Raw genomic sequence first — 20,594 nt, 5'->3', positions numbered from 1 at the left:
ACAGAAAAACAACGCAAAAAATTGTTCTACCGGTGGTCGGGATTTTCTCAAGAACCGCTCTGGCTAGCCGATCACGCTTGGGTTAGGTTGCGCGCCGCGGGCCTGGGCCGGGACCGCAGACAGGGATGTCCGGACACTTTTCACGCCTTAACGGGCGTGCCCCATTCCTGTCATGAGTACCCTGCGATGCTTTTGCAAAAGTCCCTGAGAGCACAAATTCTCGCCCTGCTGAGCGGCAGCCTGCTGGCGATGCTGTTGATCGCCCTGGCGTGCTTTCACTTCCTGTCCAGCGGCGTGCAGAACTACGCCAATCTGATCGAAGGCCCGCTGCACACCTCGCAATTGATCGATGAAGCCAACCTGCAATTCAAGGTGCAGGTGCAGGAATGGAAAAACGTCCTGCTGCGCGGCAAGCAACCGGCGGACCTGAGCAAGTACTGGGGGCAATTCGAGGGGCGTCAGCGCGATGTGCAAAACATCCTTGGCGAACTGGCCGCGCAGAAGGGCATAGAACCGCAACTCAAGAGCCGCATCGAGCGCTTGCGTGACGAACATCGCCAGTTGGGCGCGGCCTATCAGAAGGGCCGGGACGCGTTCGTGGCCGCCGGTGGTGACCCTGCGGCGGGCGACGCGGCGGTCAAGGGCGTGGACCGCGCAACCAGCGATCAGATGAGTGAACTGGTCAGCGAGTTGCGCAAGCAGGGCGCCGAGCAATCGACACTGATCAGCGCCAGTGCCGAGCGCACGGTGTTGCTGGGGCTGGTCGTGATGCTGGTTTCGGGGGTACTGATCGGCCTGCTGAGCTTGTGGCTGGTCAACCGCAACCTGGTCGAGCCGATCCGCAAACTGATCGAATACGTGGCGCAACTCAGCCAGGGGCGTATTGCCGAGCGCGTGGCCAGCACCCGTCAGGACGAGTTGGGCAAACTGGCGATGGCCGCCAACACCCTGCGCGATTTCCTCGCCGAAACCTTCAGCCGTTTGCAGCGCAGCGCGTCGGACCTGGACAGCGCCAGCGGTGAGTTGAACTCGATCGCCACCGTGATGGCCGGCGGCACCAACGAGCAGTTCAACCGCACCGATCAGGTGGCCACGGCGATGAACGAAATGTCCGCCACCGCACAGGAAGTGGCCCGGCATGCCGCCGAAGCGGCGCGGGCCGCCGACGATGCCGACCAGTCCGCCCAGCAGGGCGAAAAAGTCATGCAGGGCACCATCCACACCATCACCCAGATGCGCGGCGAAATCGCCAACACCGCCACGGTCATCCGCCAACTGGAAACCGACAGCGGACGCATCGGCAAGGTTCTGGAGGTGATTCGCGGGATCGCCGAACAGACCAACCTGCTGGCACTCAATGCAGCCATCGAAGCGGCCCGCGCCGGTGAGGCCGGACGCGGATTCGCCGTGGTGGCCGACGAAGTGCGAAGCCTGGCCCAGCGCACGGCGGCGTCGATCATCGAGATCAACCAGATCATCCAGACCGTGCAGACCGGTGCAATCGAAGCGGCCCAGGCGATTGAAAGCGGTCAGTCGCGCAGCGAACAAAGCGTGCAGCAAGTGACGGAGGCCGGTGCCATGCTCGAACGCATCACCCTGGCCGTGGAAGCCATCCGCGACATGAACCGCCAGATCGCCACTGCCGCCGAAGAGCAGACCTCGGTGGCCGAAGACATCTCGCGCAACCTCACCGAGATCACCAGCATCGCGAGCACCAACCTGGACAACGTGCAGCGCACTGAAGCGGCCAGCACCAACCTGCACGGCTTGTCGGGGCAGTTGAACGAGGTGACGGCGCGCTTGAGCGCTTGAATCCCGAAAACGCAAAAGCCGCACGATGTTCCCATCGTGCGGCTTTTGTCTGTTTGGGGATTACGTGTCCTGTTTGTTTTCCAGGACCTTGCCGTTGGAGGCATCGATGTCCACATCCCACTCGACGTTCTTGGCGTCACGCAGTTCAACTTCGTACTCGTAACCGTTGAAGTGGTTGTCCAGCTCGGTCTTGGTAATCGTTGCACCCGGATGCAGATCCAGCGCGATCTTGTTCAAGTCTTCCAGTGGCTTGATCTTGCCTTCCTTGACCAGTTGCGGGATTTGATCGACTCGCACATCGGCCTGGGCCAGGCCGGCGGTGAGGGTCAGGGCTGCAGCGGTAAACAAAGCAGTCAGGGTCTTCATGGGCTTCTTTCCTTGGGTGATCTGTTTAAGTGAGATCAGGTTAGCCTGTGTAACTTAATCCACCCTTAAATCCCTCAACATGTCCTGCATCAATCCCTGTGGGAGCGTGGCTTGCCCGCGAAGGCGGAGTGTCAGTCAACGTTGATGTTGAAGCTGATGGCCCTATCGCGAGCAAGCTCGCTCCCACAGGTTTTTGTGCAATAGCGCATCAATACCCGTTGTTCTGTAGCACCTGCGCAACACTCGCCGCCGGGCGTTTATAGAACTTCAACAACTCACTGGCGCGATTGGTGAAAATGCCGTCGACACCGGCGTCCATGACTTTCTGGTAGTCCACCGCATCGTCGATGGTGTAGACGTGCACCAGCAGGCCCTGATCGTGGGTGTACTGGTTCATCCAGGGTTGCACCAGATCCGAGTAGCTCTGGTCGCCACCCTGGGTCAGTGCAGCGGACGGGCCGGTGCCGATGGCGCCCTGGGCCTTGGCGTAGTCGACCCAGTGCTGGAATTCGGCTTTGTCCTTCGGTTGCTGTTTGGCGTAGTAAGCGGCTTTGTCCTTTTCGCCGGACTCGGCAAATGTCACCTTGGACTTGGGCTCGATACTGCCTTCTCCGACCCACAGCAGCAGGATCTTCGGCACCTTCGGCATCTCTTTTTGCAGCAGTTCGAGGCTGCTCTTCTCGAAAGTCTGCAGGACCACCTTGCCTTTGCCTTGGCCGACCGCCAGCTCGTTTTTTGCCAGTTTCGAAGCGGTCGGGCTCAGCCAGCCCCGGTCCTGAAGTTTTTCCTTGAGGTCGCGTTCGATGCCGGGGAACTGCTTGGGCTCCTTGGTCTCGATGTACAGGCCGGGCTTGTGCAGGCTGTTGCCCTCGGCGATGTCGATGATTTCATCAAAGGTCAGAATCTTCAGGCCCGCGAAGGCGGGACGTGCGCGATCCGGGTACGCGGCATTGAACCAGCTGCCCGCGTCCAGGGTTTTCAGTTCGGCCATGGTGAACGCATTGGCGGGGCTGTCCTTGCGCTCGGGGAATTTGCTGGCGACGTCGGTGGTGCGTTGCAGATTGTTGTCGTGCAGGGCAAACAGCACGCCATCCTTGCTGCGCTGCAGATCCAGTTCCAGGTAGTCGGCGCCCAGGTCGCGGGCAGTCTTGTAGGCGGCGGCGGTGGATTCCGGCGCATCGAACGATGCGCCGCGGTGGGCGATCACCGCTGGACGCGGAATGTCCAAGCGGGTCGCCAGTGCCGCGGGACCGGGTTCGCTGGCGGCCTGTGCGTGGCCGAGGGCGAGCAACAGGCTCAGTAACAGGGCGCTTTTAGTAAAGGTTGCGGGCATGGTCGAGATCCTTTCGCAATAAGTGAGCGGTCCCTTTTAACAACTCATCGTTGCAGACGCTATCACCAGACCGACACAAACCTGTCGAAAGCTGATTTTCGTCAGCGCTTTTGTGCGCCCGTTTGCAGTACGCTGAGGCCCTGCAATTTCCCCGGCAGAGGGAAACGCAGGCCCTGCGTGCAAACCAACGATCACCATTGCGGGGTTTACCATGCGCATCACTTCCCAGCTCATCTGCCAGGCTGCCGACCAACTCAAAGGCTTCGTCGGCCTCAACCGCAAGACCGGGCACTACATTGTGCGCTTCAGCGAAGACTCGTTTGGCATGGACGTGGCGGACGACGGCATCATCCCTGTCAGCGAATTCGTCTGGGCCGCGGGCCCCGGGCAGGTCATGACGCTCAAGCGTGAATTGATCCAGTTGCTGCTGGACCAGAACATCGATGACCGGATCAACATCACCGAGCCGTTGCGGGTGTACATGAACCGGCGGGAAGTGCCGGAGATTTCGGCGGTTCGCAGTCTGGTTCAGGGGTGAGTTTTTGCGGTGAATTGACGGGCCCCATCGCGAGCAAGCTCGCTCCCACAGTAGATCTTTGTCGCGCACAAATGTTGTGACCGACCGGGATCAAAATGTGGGAGCGAGCTTGCTCGCGATGGCGGCCTGAAGAACTCTAAATCAGTCACTGATTGAATCCGTAAGCCCGCTCAACCCGGCACACCCGCGTATGACACCGCGCATACCAGGTCGAGCGCCCACGCTCGCGAATCGCACTGTGCTCCGGATGATGCTTCCACGCCAGAATGGCCGCTTCACTGGCCCAGTACGACACGGTTATTCCCAACCCATCCTCGCCCCGCGCCGACTCCACGCCGAGAAACCCCGGCTGTTCGCGGGCCAGTTCCAGCATCCGTGCAGCCGCTTCGGCGTAACCCTGGTCACCCTCGGTGCGCAGTGAAGTGAAGATCACCGCGTAATAAGGCGCAGCTGGCGTATCGGCCATCATTACGAGCGCCCCGCACAGGCTTCGACAAAGGCGCCAACCAACGGCGGCAATACGCCCTTGAGCGCCGCCCGCTCGGGCTGGAACAAGGTCGCGACAAAGAACGGATGACCGCTGAGTTCGACCGCCCGCAGTCCGTGTTCCGAATCGTGGCCGACGGCATGTAGTTCGCGCTTGAGCAACTCCCCTTCGAACTGCGGATTCACACCAAAACGACAGCGATAGCCTTCACGAATCTCGGTGCTTTCGTAGGCCTTGGCGAGCAACGAACCCTCAAGCAAATCAATCGTATCGACCGCTTCCACCAGCGCACACGACAGTGGCGTCAGCAGCGCCCGCGCGGCATCGGGATTTGTCTCGCCGTGTTCGGCATCCGACCAGCCCAGCACGTTTCGCGCATATTCCAGCACCGCGTGTTGAAAACCACCGCAGGTGCCGAGGAAAGGTCGCCGTTGTTCGCGGGCAAAGCGAATCGCCAGCAATGCACCGTCCATGCTCCGGTAAGGGCTGGCCGGCACACACCAGAACCCGTCGAATGTGTGCAGCGGTGTCTCGACGTGGATTTCATCGGTGGTCAGCCATTGCCATTGCACGTTCGGGCCACTGTGTTCAGCGGCCATTTCGAGGGCGACGGGAATGGCCTGGTGGGCGGTGACTTGCGGGTCGTAGTCGCCGATCAGGGCGATGCGAATCGGGCGGGTTTCCATGTGGGGCCTCTGCACTTGTTGATTGCTGGTGCCCACTATAGATTGGCGCTCACGCACTCAATATTGGCGTTTTCCCAAGTGATCAATGCAGTGACGCACTATCGATTGGACTACCCGGACCTGGCCCTGATCCTCGCGCTGGTACGTGGCGGCTCTCTGGCCCGGGCAGCGCAACTGTTGAAGGTGGATGTTTCGACGGTGTTTCGAGCGGTGCGCCGGCTGGAGGGTGCACTGGGTCAGCAACTGTTCGAAAAAAGCCGCGCCGGGTACCTGCCCACCACCCTGGCGCAGTCCCTGGCTGAACAGGCCGAGCGCGCTGAACAGGCTCTGGAGGCGGCACGCATTGGTGTGGAGCAGGGCGGAGAAGTGATCAGCGGCATCGTGCGCCTGACCTGTACCGATTCGGTCCTGCAAGGTTTGCTGTTGCCGGCGCTGGCGCAGTTCATGCCGAACTATCCGGCGCTGACCCTTGAACTGAGCACGTCCAATGATTTTGCCAACCTCAGCCGTCGGGATGCCGATATCGCCCTGCGCCTGACCCGCACGCCACCGGAGCATCTGGTGGGAAGGCGGCTGGCGGACATTTCCTATCGCGTGTGTGCCAGCGAGCGATACCTGCAATCGGTCAATACCCCTGACCTGGCCTCATTGACCTGGATAGCCCCGGATGACTTCCTGCCTGATCACCCGACCGTTACCTGGCGTCGCCAAGCCTTGCCGGGCGTAACGCCGGGCTATCGCTGCAACAGCATGCTGTCGGTGACCGAGCTGGTCAGGGCCGGTCTGGGTGTAGCGGCGTTGCCGGATTTTTTGATCGGCGACGGATTACAGCCGCTGAGCGAACCCCTGCACGGATACGACACCGCGCTGTGGCTGCTGACCCGTCCCGACTGCCGCGCTTTGCGCTCGGTGGTCACCTTGTTCGATGAGTTGGGGCGAGCGCTGAAACTGCCGTGAAACCGTTCAGGTTCCTGGCTGAAGCTCACTAAAGCCTCAGTGCCGGTTTCATTCTGAAACACATCGCGTCATTCAAATCAGAGCCATCGATCCTTCGACGCCGCCGTCGAACTTGTCATTTATTGCAACTGATAGCAGGCCAGAAACATGTCCAGCGCGGAGTCTGCCACCTGGTGTTGTTCTTCGGGTGACAAGCCTGGTTTGCCCATGGAAATCTGCGGCCAGAAGGCAAACGACTTGAGCAGCCCCTGCACCTGTTGTGCGGCAAAATCAGGGGCAATAGCTTTCAACCGACCATCGGCCTGAGCGGCACGAATCCAGACCGTCAGCCCTTCTTCGCGCTCGCCCATTCGCGCCACCATATCCTGCGCCCGCTCCGGGGAATGAATCGTCGCCGCTATCGCCACCCGCGCCAGGTCGAGAAAATTGTCATCGCCCAACATTTGCAGCTTGGCCATCAGCAATCCGCGCAATTGCTCACGCAACGGCAGGTCGGGACGGTAGGCCGTTTCCTGTTCGGCCGTCACCCGGGTCCATAATTGATTGAGGATCTCGGCGAACAACTCTTCCTTGCTGGGAAAGTGGTTGTACACCGTGCGCTTCGACACACCGGCAGTGGCAGCAATCTTGTCCATGCTGGTGATCTCGAAACCGTTGTCACGGAATTCGTTGATCGCGGCATGAATGATCGCTTGGCGTTTTCGGTCGGTGAGGCGCTGTGGAGCTGTCATAAGTACGCTTCGGCAGGAAGAAGGGAGGAATTACACTCAGCAGTTTACTTGTCATCGACTTTGATGCAACCTAGAAACTACACTGTGCAGTGTAATGTTTTGTTAATCCTGCCCAGCAAAAATAGAAAGTCCGGCTGATGCGTGCGTGCTTTGGCCATTTATCGTCCCAAAACGGAAAGTCGCGTCATGCGCGGTTTTTCTGGAGTCATTCAGTCATGGCCAATTCAAACTCCCCGGCGGACAACGCCTCCACACCTGAAGCGTCCCGACAGGCTCAAGGGCAGTACCAAAACTTCACGCCGGTTCAACGTTTAAGCTTTGGCAAAACCATGGGCGTCCTTTGGAACGTGCTGTTCCACAAACCGCAAAACACCCGCCCGAGCGCGCCCGTCCCGGTGCAAGCCCTGACTCAAGCCGCGCTGATCGCAGCGCCCAACCACAGCGTCTATCGACTGGGCCACTCCACGGTGTTGCTCAAGCTGCGCGACAAATTCTGGATCACCGACCCGGTCTTCGCCGAGCGTGCCTCGCCCGTACAATGGGCTGGCCCCAAGCGTTTCCACCAGCCACCGATCAGCCTGGAAGAATTGCCACCGATCGAAGCGGTGATCCTGTCCCACGACCACTACGATCACCTGGATCATCAGGCCGTGCTCAAGCTCGCGGACAAGACCAAACACTTCCTTACCCCGCTGGGCGTAGGCGACACCCTGATCAAGTGGGGCATCGACGCGAGCAAAGTCCGCCAGCTGGATTGGTGGCAAGGCACGGAAGTCGATGGCATCCAGTTCATCGCTACCCCGTCGCAGCACTTTTCCGGCCGTGGCCTGTTCGACAGCAACAGCACCCTCTGGGCCTCGTGGGTGATGATCGACGGCGACACGCGCCTCTTCTTCAGCGGCGACAGCGGCTACTTCGACGGCTTCAAACGCATCGGCGAACAGTACGGTCCATTCGACCTGACCCTGATGGAAACCGGTGCCTACAACGTCGACTGGCCACACGTGCACATGCAACCCGAACAAACCCTGCAAGCCCACCTCGACCTCAAGGGCCGCTGGCTACTGCCAATCCACAACGGTACGTTCGACCTGTCGATGCACGCCTGGTACGAACCCTTCGACCGTATCCTGGCCCTGGCCTGGGAACGCAACGTATCGATCACCACGCCGCAGATGGGCGAGGCGTTCAACCTGATGCATCCGCAGCGCGGTAGGGCGTGGTGGTTGGCGGTGGAAGGGGAGAGTGATCGGGTGGTGGCTCATAACGCGTAGAGTGATTGGTTGAGTTGTAGACCTCAGCTAAAAACCACTTCAATTCGGCCCTCTTTGCGTGAGCGCGGGGCCGACTTGACCACGATTTGCACATCACGCCCGAGAAGTAACAAGCACTCCATCATCTTGGCCTCACTGATCCCACGAAATTTACCGCGCAACATTTCAGATAGCTTGGGCTGTGACAGACCTAAAATTTCAGACGCCTGAACCTGGGTCAAATGACGAGCCTTGATGATTTCGCCAATTTTTGCAGCCAATTGGGATTTGACTCGCATTTCATTGGCGTTCGGTGTCCCGAGGTCTTCGTAGACGTTGCCACTGCCTTCTTCGATTTCAATCATGTTCTGATCCTTTTGCGTGTTCCTGCGCCGCTTGAAGTCTCTTCCTGATCAAATCGATGTCGTGCTGCGCGGTTTTGATTCCCGTGGTCGACTTTTTCTGAAAACAGTGCAGAACATAAACAGCATTACCAAAACGAACGGTATAAACGGCGCGATAGGTGTTCGTATCGAAGTCCTCAATCAACTCAAGGACTCCGGCACCACCAAAGCCTTTCAGTGGTTTTGCATCTGGGTGCTTCTTGTTGCTTTGGGCCAGATCAAGAGCGTGGCCAAAAACGTCCTGTACATCTGCAGGCATCTGCTTGAGGTCTTTTTTACTGCTGCTAACCCACAGGAGTGGCTTCCTTGTACTCATGTGAAAATATACCTAAATGGGAATAATCGTCAATCGATAAGTTGGCTCACTCCACCATCGCAAAATCCGCCCGCCCAACCGGATTCGGCGTAGAGCCTTTGACGTTCATCCCTCGACCCGGCGCAAATCCCGGGAAGAACACCAACCCCTCCGATTCGAACCGATAGGCCAGCGCCAGGCGCGTGACATCCAGCACCTCCTGGCGTGCCTCGAAGCGTTGAATGGCATCCACCGAGACCCGGGATTCCCGCGACAGCTCTTCCACACTCCAGCCCAGCATCGCTCGGGCCTGGGCGCAGTGGGCCGGGGTGAATTGGAAGAGGGCGATACGTTCCAGGGTGATTTTCATCGCTTGAGAGGCCATGGTGTTCTCCGGGCTCGAGAGTGTTGGTTCAAAATATACTGTGTTTTTGTACAGTTGTTTTGAGCCCGGATCAAACGCATTTTTTGATTTGTCTTTTCAGACAGACGAACGGTGCTGCGCTTACTTGCCCGCCAACCCCGGCGCTTCCCGCACGATAAAGTGATCCAGATTCTCGATGTTGGCGCTGAACACCCCGAACGTCTGCTCGGGGTTTTTCTTGCTCGGCACCTGCTTCAGTTCGGGCGTTACGCCATAAAAGAAGCAATACAACTCCCGCCCGCTCTCGATGGCGTGCTTGATCTCCTCCAGGAACGCTTTGCGCTTGCGATAGCTGTCGATCAGCTTTTTGCTCAGGTAGACATTGACCGAGTAAGGCTTTTTCTCGAACCAGACCTTCTTCTCGAAATCGATGCGAAAGCTCTGGGTATAGTCCTTGATCTCCTTGACCTTGCCCCAGTAAATCAGCCCCTTGTTGTCCTGCAGGTATTCGATTTTCTTGAAAAACGACCCGTAGGGCGCGGTGTGCTCGCCAATCTTCAGCGGCACGCGCTTGAGCAAATCCTTGTCGTCGAAGTTCGACACAAAACACTCCACCGGATGGGCGAAGACGCTGGTCTTGTCCGGTGCTGATTCCCTGCTCGGTTGCTCGACATTGCTTGCCACCGAAGGCGTCAGCGACTCATCCCGCACCCCGTCCGCCGCGACCTTCGGGCTGGACGGCTTACGCACGTATTCACGCCGAGTCAGTAACAATTCCGACGGGAAATTTTCCTCGCGGCTGTCATCCGTTTCCGTCTCATCCACACCCGACGCTGGCGTCCTCAAGCTGACATAAGGGCAGCCCTCGACATGCCGCGTACTCGGCAAGTTCTTGAAGTGCGGCGTGCGCACGTAATTCACATTCTTCGCGTTGAACGTGCCCAGCTCATTGGTCGCATCGAACGCCAAACGACAGGCATCGTTGGGGCACTGGAAGTGTTCCTTGGCGGAGTCGAAATCCATCGTCTCGTCGAAATTCAGATCCCGAACGTCGTAGATCGACAACTTGTCGTTGAGGCCGAGGCAATAGGCGAGGTCGAATTTCATGTCGGGTTCCAAATCCTTTAGGTGAACAGCTTCCAGTGATGGCGCATTCGAAGCAATAGCTACACTCAGATCACTTCGATATCGCCGAGCCTGCACAGTCCATCAAAGAGGGCGGTTCATGAGCCATTCAGATGCTTCGCCCCCTCTCCCGGAGCCAGGCCGGATAGCCCGCCGGGATGAACAGACCGGCTGGCGCCGTTCGGTACCGGGGCTGAGCATGCTGCGCGAATACCAACCGGCATGGTTGCGTTACGACATCGTGGCCGGCCTGGTGCTGACCACGATGCTGGTGCCGGTCGGTATCGCCTATGCGGTCGCTTCAGGCGTGCCAGGCATATATGGCCTCTACGCGACCATCGTTCCGCTGCTGTTCTATGCCTTGTTCGGCCCCAGCCGAATTCTGGTGATGGGGCCGGATTCCTCCCTGGTGGCCGTCATCCTTGCCGTCATCATTCCACTCTCCGGCGGCGACCCGCAGCGAGCCGTCGCCCTGGCGGGCATGATGGCGATCGTCTCGGGAGCGGTGTGTATCCTGGCCGGGATCGCGCGCCTGGGTTTCATCACCGAGCTGCTGTCCAAACCGATCCGCTACGGCTACATGAACGGCATCGCACTGACCGTTTTGATCAGCCAGTTGCCCAAGCTGTTCGGTTTTACGATTGAGTCCGACGGCCCATTGAACAACATAGGGGCCATCGCCTCAGCGGTGATGGAGGGGAAGGTCAACTGGACCACCTTCACGGTGGGCGGGCTCACCCTGGCGGTGATCCTGCTACTAAAAAGGTGGCCGCGACTACCGGGCATCCTGATCGCCGTGGTTGGCGCGACAGTCGCCGTGGGCGTACTCGACCTTGCGACACGCGCCGGAGTGTCGGTTCTCGGTTCGCTCCCCCAGGGCTTGCCCGGTTTTGCCATCCCCTGGATCACCAGCGCCGACATCGTCCCGGTGTTGATCGGCGGTTGCGCCGTCGCACTCGTCTCGTTCGCCGACACCAGCGTGCTCTCCCGCGTCTATGCGGCGCGGACCCGAACCTATGTCAACCCGAACCAGGAAATGGTGGGCCTCGGCATCGCCAACCTGGCGGCCGGTTTTTTCCAAGGCTTCCCGATCAGCAGCAGCTCGTCACGGACCCCCGTGGCCGAGGCCGCCGGAGCCAAAACCCAAATGACCGGCGTCGTCGGCGCACTGGCGGTTGCCTTGCTGCTGGTGGTGGCACCGGACCTGCTGCAACATCTACCGTCCAGCGCCCTGGCGGCAGTCGTGATCGCCTCGGCCATCGGCCTGATCGAAATCACCGACCTGCGCCGGATCTATCGCATCCAGCGCTGGGAATGCTGGCTGTCGATCGTCTGCACCGTCGGCGTGGCCGTGTTCGGCGCGATCGAGGGCATCGGCCTGGCCATCGTGATTGCCGTCATAGAATTCCTCTGGGACGGCTGGCGCCCGTACTCCGCGGTATTGGGCCGCGCCGATGGGGTCAAGGGCTACCACGACATCAAACGCTACCCCGACGCACGCCTGATCCCCGGCCTGGTCCTGTTTCGCTGGGATGCACCCTTGTTTTTCGCCAACGCCGAACTGTTCAGCGACCGAGTGCTGGACGCCGTAGCGGCATCGCCCACGCCCGTGCGCTGGCTGGTGGTCGCCGCAGAGCCCGTCACCAGTGTCGATGTGACGTCTGCCGACATGCTGGCCGAACTGGACGACACCTTGCATGCGGCGGGTATTGAGTTGTGTATTGCCGAGATGAAGGATCCGGTGAAGGACAAGCTGAAGCGGTTCGGGTTGTTTGCACGGTTGGGGGAGACGGCGTTTTTTCCTACGATTGGGACGGCTGTGGATAGTTATGTGGCGAATTATCGGGTGGATTACAGGGAGCGGGAAGATGAAGGGAACGGATTGCCGTGAAACCCGCGAGATTGAAATAGAGACTTCACATCAAGGAGCGAACCATGCCGAACAACTGGCCCGCAGGGATTGAGCACGTCGTCGTGCTGATGATGGAAAACCGTTCGTTCGACCATTTGCTGGGGGATTACACAAGCATCAATGCCGCGTGTGACGGTATCAACCGCAAGGCGCCCAGCACCAACCCGTTGAAGCTGGCCAACGGTAATTCGACGGTGATCACTCAAGCGTCGGAGTTCCCGGAAAACTACAGCCTGTGGGCACCGCCGCCCCCTCTGCCTCCGGCGCTGCCGCCGGGCAACAGCGAGGGTTTCGACCTTGGCCACGAGTTCGTTAACGTGGAGAAGCAACTCGGTGTCTCCTTCAAGACCAGCCCGGCCAACCCTACGCTCGCCGGTTTTGCCCAGGACGCCTACGACAAGGCCCGCAGCGACCTGAAGGTGTACAAAACCTGGTCGCAATCCATGGCCCAACGGGCGATGAACTACATCCCGTTCGGCGCCACGCCAGCGAAGGATACGCTGCCGGCCATCCACGGATTGGCGCGTAACTTCACCGTATGCGACCGCTGGTTTTCCTCGGTGCCGGGCCCCACCTGGCCGAACCGTTTTTTTGCCATGCTCGGCAGTTGCAATGGTCACCTGCTGATGCCCTCCACGGGCACGGTGCTGGCCGGCATCAAAAGCCTGATCGCACAGTTCGGCGGTGAGAGTATTTTTTCGCTGCTGCGCAACAACGGCCACGATGCGCGCATTTATTCCGATGGCGCGATCCCGCTGGCGGCGCTGGTCAAGGGTGGTTTGCAGCACCTGAGCATCGACGACTTCAAGTCGGACGTCGCCGGTAACAGGCTCCCCGAACTGTCCTGGATCGAGCCGAGCTATGGCCTGCTCAACGGAAAACTCGGGCCCAATGTGTCGCATCATCCACCCGAAGATTTGCGCTTCGGCGATCAGTTTGTCGGTGAAGTGTTCAACGCCTTGTCGGCCAACACCGCTGTCTGGAACAAAACCCTGTTCGTGCTGCTGTACGACGAACATGGCGGCTTCCATGACCACGTGGTACCGCCGACTTGCGTGGCGACCGGTTCAACGGTCGATGTCCCGTGGAAAAATCCATTCACCCGCCTCGGCGTTCGGGTGCCGGCGATTCTGGCTTCGCCGTGGCTCAAGCCAGGCTTGATTCCCTGGACGGGCAACGTCCAGGCCCAGCATTACGATCACACCAGCCTGCTGGCGTTTCTTTGCGATCACTTCAAATTGCCGCGCAGTGCCCTCGGCCCGCGGGTGGTCGCGGCGCAGCACTTCGGCAACGCACCTATCTGGCGCGCTGCACCGGGTGTAACGGCTGCGCCAAAATTGGCGGCCACTGTGGTGCCCAGTCGCGTCGGGTTGCCATTGATCGAGTCGGAGCTGGCGACCCAGAGTCGGCAGGTGGTGGACAGCGCCACCGGTTACCTCGACGGCCTCGATCCAGAGCAGATCTGGAAGAGCAGCGCCCAATGGGTCAGCGGTTTTCTCGGCAACCGCAGCCGCGCCCTGGCTGATCCGGCTCAGGCCGCGCTCACGCCTGCCGCGCCCAGTGCGGACAGCCTGGAGGCGAAACTGCGGCGCTTGCAGGATTTGATGGTCACCGCCCAAGGGCTAGCCGTTCGCCCCGTTGCAGTGCCTGCCAGCAAAGCCTTGGCAGAACCGGGAGTGGAAGTCGCGCCAACGCGGCTGCGCGTCCTGTGCCTGCCTGGTGTCGGTTTCACGCCAGCCGGCCAAGGGCAGGGCGGCATCGATGCGAACTGGCAGGACCAATGGCGCACATTGATCCGTACTCAACTGGCGCAGAACGGTCGCCCCATCGATGACCAGGACATCGACTTCCTGTCCTTCGACGAGCAACTCAAGGAGGGACCGGACTTCGCCCAGATCACCCGAGGCCTGGCGATGCTGAGCGCCGACGCCAGGGGCAAGGCCGACGAGAACTTCGGCAGTTGGGGCCTGCCGGTCAATGAGATGTTGCGCACCACCGTCGGCGCCATCGTGCAATGGATCGAAGACGCCGAGTTGCGCACGGCGTTGACTCAACATCTGTTGGCGAAGATCGAGGCATTCAATCCGCAGATCATCTTCGCTCAAGGGCTGGGCAGCTTGATCGGCTATGACGCCCTACGCCGCTCGGTGGCAAAAAAAGGTACGGCACTCAAGCGCATCGATGGCCGAGTGTTCGTCAGCTTCGGCTCACCGATTGCACTGCCGCTGGTGATGCGCGAAGTGTGGGGCGGGCGGGTGCTGCGGTTGAGTGAAAACGGTCGAGGTATCCGCCGCTGGTTCCACCTCCACAACCCCAACGACGGCTTGCTGGCCCGACCGATCACCTCGCCGGATTCAGCGCGAGTCGACCTGCAAACCGAATTCAGCGTGCAGCTGCGTGATGACCTGCTCGACCTCAATCACGCCGCCCAGGCCTACTTGTCCTCACCCACCAGCCAGACCGGCCTGTGGCCGCAACTCGCCCGCGATGTGGTGGCGGCGCGAGCGCTGGAAGTGCCGGCATTCCTGGCCCGCAGCGGTCAACGCAAACGTCGCGCCCTGGTGGTCGGCATCAACGATTACCTCGACCCGAGCGCACGCCTCGAGGGCTGCATCAACGACACCTACCTGATCAGCCGCATGCTTCAGGAAAGCGGCTACGATGCCGGCGACATCCGATTGCTGCACGACGCCCGAGCGACCCGGGCCAACTTCGTCGAACGCCTCGAATGGCTGGTGGAAGGCGCCCGTGCCGGCGACGAGCGCGTACTGTTCTACTCCGGCCACGGCACTCAACTGCCGGTCTACAGCAGCAGCGGCGAAGCCGACTGCATGGACGAAACCCTGGTACTCCACGACTTCGACTGGGACGACGAAAGCACCCACTTCACCGACAAACTGTTCCGCCAGTTCTACAGCCACCTGCCATTCGACCCGGACGGCCACGGCGCCAAACTCACCGTCATGTTCGACTGCTGCTACGCCGGCGGCATGACCCGCGGCAACGGCCGCGTGCGCGGCATCACCCCACCCAGCGACATCCGCCACCGCATGCTGCGCTGGGACCCCTACGCCGGCGACTGGGACCGCCGCGTCTACGCCACCGACGCCGACCGCCGCGACTTCAGCGAACAAGACAACAAAACCCGCGGCCTCACCCGCACCCGCACCACCCAAGGCGCCGCCACCGGCCTGCGTCCCGAAAAAAAAGCCCAACTGCTGCGCCAAACCAAACTCTACGGCCACCACGGGCCCTACATGCCCCTGATGCTCTACGCTGCGCGGGAGAACGAAAAGGCCAATGAGTATGAGGTGGGGTCGAACAGCTATGGCGCTTTCACCTATGCGTTGGTTGAACAACTGCGCAAGTTGCATCAGGAGGATGCGACGTTGGGGTTTGATCAGTTGATTGAACGGGTGGGGAGTGTGTTGAGTGCGAGGTCGTTGGGGCAGACGCCGGAGATTGTTGGGCCTAGTGGGGTTAGGGCGGCGGTTTGTCCGTGGCGGATTAGTGGGTTGGGGAGGTGAGGTTTTAGCTGTATTGCGGGTGAAGAAAAGGGCCGCTGGAAAATCCAGCGCCCCTTTTAGCATCGAAACTCTAAAGCCTGCCCCAGATCCCCTGTGGGAGCGAGCTTGCTCGCGATTCGCAAAATCAGCACAGCAAGCAAGTCAGCCACAGGCTAATGTTCCGCTCGGTTATTCCGGCTTCAGCCGTTTCACCTTTGTATAAAGCAAAGCAGTGAACTTCTCCCGATCACTCGAATGGTGACAACGCCGATGGCAGTTCGGGCACAGCGCTACAGCATTGCTCGGACGGTCTGAACCTTCCTGTGCCAAATGCTTAACGTGGTGAACCTCAAGAAACGGACTGCCTGACTTTTCAAACGGAGCAGGGTTGCCACAGCCTTCGCATTTACCTTCAGCCTGTTGGCGAACCCACGCTCTCACTTCCGGATCGCGAACATACGACTTTCCGCTGGACTGAGTTTGCTCTGGTTTCTCAATCCCCTTCGGCTCGGCTTTAATCGGTTGTCGCTCAAGCTTTGCAGCTCGCTGCTCCAGTGTGGCCTCGTCGGCTGTCGGGGCGAAGTCCTCGGGAGTTATAGGACCTGGAGCATTGAGTGCTTTACGAATGCTCTTCGTAACATTGGCACCGACATTCTTGGCAGGCTTGTATCCCTTGATAGGTTCTCGACCCAGTTCGACCATAACCGTAGAAATGTTCTGCATTCGAAACTCAACCGAACCTTTGGTCCGACCGGCTAAAGCACCCTCGCGCAGGACGCGATTTTCATGCGTCTTGTTAATCGCCTGACCGTTCTGCTCGCGAGAAAGCATGCTGAGATAGGCATCGACCGCAGCCTGAATCTCTGTGTCACTCCAATCGCTGCTGTTCTTTTTCGTATCCATACAATCGCCGAGGGTGAAATACCCTCGGACGATACGGAGTGGCCACTACAACTGTCTACGAAAATTCCTACACAAAACGGAGACGAATCTCGCAAGCGATCCTACAAGCACGTCACTTAACCCACCGATTGCTTCGACAACTGAAACACCTGCACCACCTTCCGCCACCAAGGCTTAATCACCGGCGTCCGATGTTGTGAGTGATCGAACAATAGGTAAGGCATGTCCCGCAACCGAATCCAACCTTCATCCTGCCAGTGCAGCAAGCTCAGCGACATCTCCGGCCAATCCAACAAACTCAGCATCGGTCGATCCGAATTGTCCGACTGCTCCGCATCACGTAAGGCTGGCACCACTTGATGGGTGATCCACTCACGCAGCAACCGATTTCCAGGCGCGTAGTGATACACCAACAGTGCATATACGCCGGATTCACTGAGCATCAACTGCTTTTCCGGTTGCCGGTAATATTCAATCCACAATGTTCGGTGCTGGTCCTTGTCTAGCTTGTTGACCATGCGCTCACTTAGATGGAAACCCATCAAGCGGCCGATATCACGGGCGCAAAACCATGGTTGATTTTCAAGGAGAAGGGCGTGTAGAGGGAGGTTGTGGCGAGTGAAAATTGTCGAAATGTACGGATCAGATATGACTGATCTTTGAGGTGCCGCAGAGCGGTTGTGCGTGTCGACTGGCATTTCCATTACCCCTACGTATGAAGTTGATGAGGGCCGAACCCGACGTAGAGGATCTAAGAAATCCCAACAAGCTATCCCTTTCAGACACAGGATTACGCATTTATAGCTGATAACAGCATGCGGTCTGTGTGGCGAAATTAGCTTCTACGTTGGGCGTTTCTTAGGCACCTGCAATAGAGCTTAGAGCTGCTTGGAGTGGCCCTCAATACAGACGGTGCTGGAATTTCTGTAGGAGGTTTAGCTACTGCTGAGATGACGCGTAAGTGTTTTCCTAGCCAACAAAAAGCCCCGATCAGATCGGGGCTTTCAGATGTTCGATTTGTCGATTCAAGTCGTCAAATCGCGGCTAGCTTGGGAATCAATCCCAGCTAAGTGCACCACCAGTCTGATACTCAATAACCCGAGTCTCAAAGAAGTTCTTCTCTTTCTTCAAGTCCATGATCTCGCTCATCCAAGGGAACGGGTTAGTGGTCCCTGGGTACTCTTCCTTCAAACCGATCTGCGACAGGCGACGGTTAGCGATGAACTTGAGGTAGTCCTCCATCATCGCCGCGTTCATGCCCAACACCCCACGAGGCATGGTGTCACGTGCGTATTCAATCTCCAGCTGAGTACCTTGCAGGATCATCTGCGAGGCTTCTTCCTTCATCTCGGCATCCCACAAATGCGGGTTTTCGATTTTGATCTGGTTGATCACGTCGATGCCGAAGTTCAGGTGCATGGATTCGTCGCGCAGGATGTACTGGAACTGCTCGGCGACGCCGGTCATTTTGTTGCGGCGGCCCATGGAGAGGATCTGGGTGAAGCCGCAGTAGAAGAAGATGCCTTCCAGAACGCAGTAGTAGGCGATCAGGTTGCGCAGCAGTTCTTTGTCGGTTTCGACGGTGCCGGTTTCGAACTTCGGATCGGAGATCGAGCGGGTGTATTTCAGGCCCCAGGTGGCTTTTTTCGCGACCGATGGGATCTCGTGGTACATGTTGAAGATTTCGCCTTCATCCATGGCCAGCGATTCGATGCAGTACTGGTAGGCGTGGGTGTGGATCGCCTCTTCGAAGGCCTGGCGCAGGATGTATTGGCGGCATTCCGGGTTGGTGATCAGGCGGTACACGGCCAGGACCAGGTTGTTGGCAACCAGGGAGTCGGCGGTGGAGAAGAAGCCGAGGTTGCGCATTACGATGCGGCGCTCGTCGTCGGTCAGGCCTTCCGGGTTTTTCCAGAGGGCGATGTCGGCGGTCATGTTGACTTCTTGCGGCATCCAGTGGTTTGCGCAGCCGTCCAGGTATTTCTGCCAGGCCCAGTCGTACTTGAAGGGTACGAGTTGGTTGAGGTCGGCGCGGCAGTTGATCATGCGCTTTTCGTCAACGGCGACACGGGCGGAGGCGCCTTCGAGTTCGGCGAGGCCTTCGGCGACGTCGAGGGAGTCCAGGGCAGCTTTGGCGCGGGCAACGGCGGCGGAGTCAGCGGCGGTCACGGCACGGGCTTCCAGGGCGGCGGCACCGCCGGCGCTGTCGAGACGGTCCATGTTGGCTTCGGTGGCGTGGCCAGCGTTGGCGCTCTTGACTGCTACTTCCGTGTCTTCTTTGTCGAATTCGTCCCAGCTCAGCATGACGTGTCGTCTCCTGCGTGAGGGCCAGTGTGCCCGTGTGAAATTGGATAGGTCGGTTTTTCACACGGCCTTACTGGCCGCGTTGGATCTAAAGGAATCGTTTTTTGCGGCAGCTATACGCAGGCATCAAACAGAATTTTGTACGGGGTTCCGAGAGCCACTGATGGGCGCAGCAAGCGTTGATCGCTTGTGCGGGGCTTCAGACTGGCTTTTCGTCCCTGTAAGGGAATATTGCAGGCCCGTTTAAGGCCGCATTATAGGGAAGTTTTGCGTGCTGTGGTGCGGCGAAATGGCTCACGGAACGGTCGACGGGGGCCGTTTTTCGGTCGGAGTGAGGGTTTACAGGGCTTTGAACGATGTTGGCGGGGGAAGATTTTTTTTCTTAATTTTTTGCCTCTGATTATTTTTGTTCAAGAAATGACCAAAAAAGGCTTTTTTCACTACATCTTGTGTTTCGGTGGGGTTTTCTCAGGCTCCAGACACAACTAAGCCCGACCGAAGTCGGGCTGTGAAGTCACGCTGGCGGATCAGCTCAGGCGAGCGGCACCGACGTGATCGGCACCATCGGCGGCTAGACGGGCTGCGCCGGTGTGGTCGGAGCCATCGGAAGCCAGTTTGCCTGCCCCGACGTGATCGGCGCCATCGGCGGCGAGGCGGGCTGCGCCGGTGTGGTCAGAGCCGTCGGAGGCGAGTTTGCCTGCCCCGACGTGATCGGCACCATCGGCGGCGAGACGGGCGGCGCCAGTGTGGTCAGAACCGTCGGAAGCGACAGCGGCTTCAGTGGTGTAAGCAGCCGAGCCGGTGCGGTCGTAACCATCGGCGGCGAAGGTGTTGGCTGCCAGGACGGAGAGGGTCAGGGCGAGGATCAGTTGGGTTTTCATGGTTGTTGCTCCAGATTCGTGGGTGTTGTTTGTCTTGGGTTGCAGTTGATTCTACGTCTGCTATTTCGATTAAAAAGCGCAAATAAATGCTTAAAATAATCGAATTAATCGATCGTTAAGGTTCGGCGCTTCATCTGCCTGATCGCGGCGGGTGGGTCGAACCTTTTGGGGGAGGGGTGAAGCAGGGGATCAGCCGTTGGAGCAGCCATTGCCCATCATGCTGTAGCGCAGGATATGTCGTTGGCCGTGGGAGTCTTCGTATTCCATTTTCATCGGCACAACTTCACACACGTTCGGGGCTTCGCTCATGGAGATCACTTTGGCGATGTCCAGGTGGGTGGAGTAGGTGTATTCCTCTATTGCTGGTTGTTGCTGCGCGACATCAGTCGGGACCTCGTTTGCCATGGCGGTTGCGCACAGACTGCTGAGGGCCAGAACCAATAAAGCTTTCATTTGAAATTTACCTTTTAGAGGTCGAAAGGGGGCACGCAATCTTTTTGGGATTGCGTGTGGAGCTTCGGTATCAGGGGTTTGATTAACTGCCTTCGTGGGGGCTGCAACTTGGTTAATCAGGTTGCCTTGTTGGCGTGGCTGATTTTAGGCGTCGACGCTTCGTCCATATAGGCGTGGTTTTGATAAACACTTTTGACAGATCCTGTAACAATCCCTGAATAACCTCTTCTTTTGTAGGAGCGAGCTTGCTCGCGATGAACCTGAGGGCTCCGCGGGGTGTCAGG

Annotated in this window: 20 protein-coding genes; 6 read left to right on the top strand and 14 right to left on the bottom strand. The window is 58.9% G+C overall.

Annotated elements, in window-relative coordinates; all coding sequences use genetic code 11:
* Positions 1-186 precede the first annotated feature (186 nt).
* Complete coding sequence (locus AC1RDQ_RS13580) at positions 187-1,812, top strand: methyl-accepting chemotaxis protein (protein ID WP_429520473.1); 1,626 nt, start codon at positions 187-189, stop codon at positions 1,810-1,812.
* Between the two features lie 60 nt (positions 1,813-1,872).
* Here AC1RDQ_RS13580 and AC1RDQ_RS13575 read toward each other — a convergent pair whose 3' ends face one another.
* Together AC1RDQ_RS13575 and AC1RDQ_RS13570 are read right to left on the bottom strand one after the other, a co-directional pair.
* The gene (locus AC1RDQ_RS13575; RefSeq protein WP_218494322.1) at positions 1,873-2,178 is read right to left on the bottom strand and encodes a PepSY domain-containing protein; all 306 of its coding nucleotides are present in this window, start codon (positions 2,176-2,178) and stop codon (positions 1,873-1,875) included.
* Between the two features lie 208 nt (positions 2,179-2,386).
* A complete protein-coding gene (locus tag AC1RDQ_RS13570; protein WP_492587530.1) occupies positions 2,387-3,511 on the bottom strand; it encodes a glycerophosphodiester phosphodiesterase in 1,125 nt (374 codons plus the stop codon).
* A gap of 211 nt (positions 3,512-3,722) precedes the next feature.
* Between AC1RDQ_RS13570 and AC1RDQ_RS13565 the strand changes: the two genes are divergently transcribed.
* Positions 3,723-4,049, top strand: a complete 327-nt coding sequence (locus AC1RDQ_RS13565) for a DUF2025 family protein (RefSeq protein ID WP_057713589.1) — start codon at positions 3,723-3,725, stop codon at positions 4,047-4,049.
* Between the two features lie 145 nt (positions 4,050-4,194).
* Here the strand turns inward: AC1RDQ_RS13565 and AC1RDQ_RS13560 are convergent, their stop codons facing one another.
* Complete coding sequence (locus tag AC1RDQ_RS13560; protein WP_492587529.1) at positions 4,195-4,518, bottom strand: antibiotic biosynthesis monooxygenase family protein; 324 nt, start codon at positions 4,516-4,518, stop codon at positions 4,195-4,197.
* Complete coding sequence (locus tag AC1RDQ_RS13555; protein ID WP_492587528.1) at positions 4,518-5,222, bottom strand: CTP synthase C-terminal region-related (seleno)protein; 705 nt, start codon at positions 5,220-5,222, stop codon at positions 4,518-4,520. Before AC1RDQ_RS13555 ends, AC1RDQ_RS13560 begins: the two co-directional genes overlap by 1 nt.
* A 15-nt stretch (positions 5,223-5,237) precedes the next feature.
* Between AC1RDQ_RS13555 and AC1RDQ_RS13550 the strand changes: the two genes are divergently transcribed.
* Positions 5,238-6,179, top strand: coding sequence for a LysR family transcriptional regulator (locus AC1RDQ_RS13550; RefSeq protein ID WP_492587527.1), 942 nt, complete (start codon positions 5,238-5,240; stop codon positions 6,177-6,179).
* Between the two features lie 119 nt (positions 6,180-6,298).
* Here the strand turns inward: AC1RDQ_RS13550 and AC1RDQ_RS13545 are convergent, their stop codons facing one another.
* Positions 6,299-6,910 carry a TetR/AcrR family transcriptional regulator gene (locus tag AC1RDQ_RS13545; RefSeq protein WP_057713592.1) on the bottom strand — a complete coding sequence of 204 codons (612 nt, stop codon included), beginning with the start codon at positions 6,908-6,910 and terminating at the stop codon, positions 6,299-6,301.
* Between the two features lie 215 nt (positions 6,911-7,125).
* On the opposite strand from AC1RDQ_RS13545, the gene AC1RDQ_RS13540 reads away from it, so the two are divergent.
* Entirely contained in the window at positions 7,126-8,184 is a 1,059-nt protein-coding gene (locus tag AC1RDQ_RS13540; protein WP_154860386.1) for an MBL fold metallo-hydrolase, read from the top strand.
* A gap of 23 nt (positions 8,185-8,207) precedes the next feature.
* On the opposite strand, the gene AC1RDQ_RS13535 is transcribed toward AC1RDQ_RS13540, so the two are convergent.
* The 4 genes from AC1RDQ_RS13535 to AC1RDQ_RS13520 all read right to left on the bottom strand — a co-directional run bounded on the left by AC1RDQ_RS13535 (position 8,208) and on the right by AC1RDQ_RS13520 (position 10,333).
* Positions 8,208-8,528, bottom strand: a complete 321-nt coding sequence (locus AC1RDQ_RS13535) for a helix-turn-helix domain-containing protein (RefSeq protein WP_102670296.1) — start codon at positions 8,526-8,528, stop codon at positions 8,208-8,210.
* A complete protein-coding gene (locus AC1RDQ_RS13530) occupies positions 8,521-8,883 on the bottom strand; it encodes a type II toxin-antitoxin system RelE/ParE family toxin (RefSeq protein ID WP_102670295.1) in 363 nt (120 codons plus the stop codon). The genes AC1RDQ_RS13535 and AC1RDQ_RS13530 overlap by 8 nt, the downstream gene beginning before the upstream one ends.
* Before the next feature lie 46 nt (positions 8,884-8,929).
* Positions 8,930-9,247, bottom strand: a complete 318-nt coding sequence (locus tag AC1RDQ_RS13525) for a helix-turn-helix domain-containing protein (RefSeq protein WP_007998876.1) — start codon at positions 9,245-9,247, stop codon at positions 8,930-8,932.
* A 120-nt stretch (positions 9,248-9,367) separates the two neighbouring features.
* Positions 9,368-10,333, bottom strand: a complete 966-nt coding sequence (locus AC1RDQ_RS13520) for a hypothetical protein (protein ID WP_492587526.1) — start codon at positions 10,331-10,333, stop codon at positions 9,368-9,370.
* Between the two features lie 118 nt (positions 10,334-10,451).
* Here AC1RDQ_RS13520 and AC1RDQ_RS13515 point away from each other — a divergent pair, with 118 nt between their 5' ends.
* Both AC1RDQ_RS13515 and AC1RDQ_RS13510 read left to right on the top strand, forming a co-directional pair.
* Complete coding sequence (locus tag AC1RDQ_RS13515) at positions 10,452-12,242, top strand: SulP family inorganic anion transporter (protein WP_492587525.1); 1,791 nt, start codon at positions 10,452-10,454, stop codon at positions 12,240-12,242.
* A gap of 44 nt (positions 12,243-12,286) precedes the next feature.
* A complete protein-coding gene (locus AC1RDQ_RS13510; protein WP_492587524.1) occupies positions 12,287-15,790 on the top strand; it encodes an alkaline phosphatase family protein in 3,504 nt (1,167 codons plus the stop codon).
* A 168-nt stretch (positions 15,791-15,958) separates the two neighbouring features.
* Here AC1RDQ_RS13510 and AC1RDQ_RS13505 read toward each other — a convergent pair whose 3' ends face one another.
* The 5 genes from AC1RDQ_RS13505 to AC1RDQ_RS13485 form a co-directional block, all read right to left on the bottom strand.
* Positions 15,959-16,672: an HNH endonuclease gene (locus tag AC1RDQ_RS13505; RefSeq protein WP_492587523.1), complete on the bottom strand. Its 714-nt coding sequence runs from the start codon at positions 16,670-16,672 to the stop codon at positions 15,959-15,961.
* Between the two features lie 116 nt (positions 16,673-16,788).
* Positions 16,789-17,370 carry a BRO-N domain-containing protein gene (locus AC1RDQ_RS13500; protein ID WP_492587661.1) on the bottom strand — a complete coding sequence of 194 codons (582 nt, stop codon included), beginning with the start codon at positions 17,368-17,370 and terminating at the stop codon, positions 16,789-16,791.
* Between the two features lie 358 nt (positions 17,371-17,728).
* The gene (locus AC1RDQ_RS13495) at positions 17,729-18,976 is read right to left on the bottom strand and encodes a ribonucleotide-diphosphate reductase subunit beta (protein ID WP_007978181.1); all 1,248 of its coding nucleotides are present in this window, start codon (positions 18,974-18,976) and stop codon (positions 17,729-17,731) included.
* Between the two features lie 527 nt (positions 18,977-19,503).
* Positions 19,504-19,857, bottom strand: coding sequence for a hypothetical protein (locus AC1RDQ_RS13490; protein WP_154947570.1), 354 nt, complete (start codon positions 19,855-19,857; stop codon positions 19,504-19,506).
* A 189-nt stretch (positions 19,858-20,046) separates the two neighbouring features.
* Positions 20,047-20,310 carry a DUF2790 domain-containing protein gene (locus tag AC1RDQ_RS13485; protein ID WP_057713604.1) on the bottom strand — a complete coding sequence of 88 codons (264 nt, stop codon included), beginning with the start codon at positions 20,308-20,310 and terminating at the stop codon, positions 20,047-20,049.
* Positions 20,311-20,594 lie beyond the last annotated feature (284 nt).

The organism is Pseudomonas sp. GW823-FHT02E01, from assembly GCF_058797535.1.
This window is presented reverse-complemented; position numbering and strand designations above follow the sequence as displayed.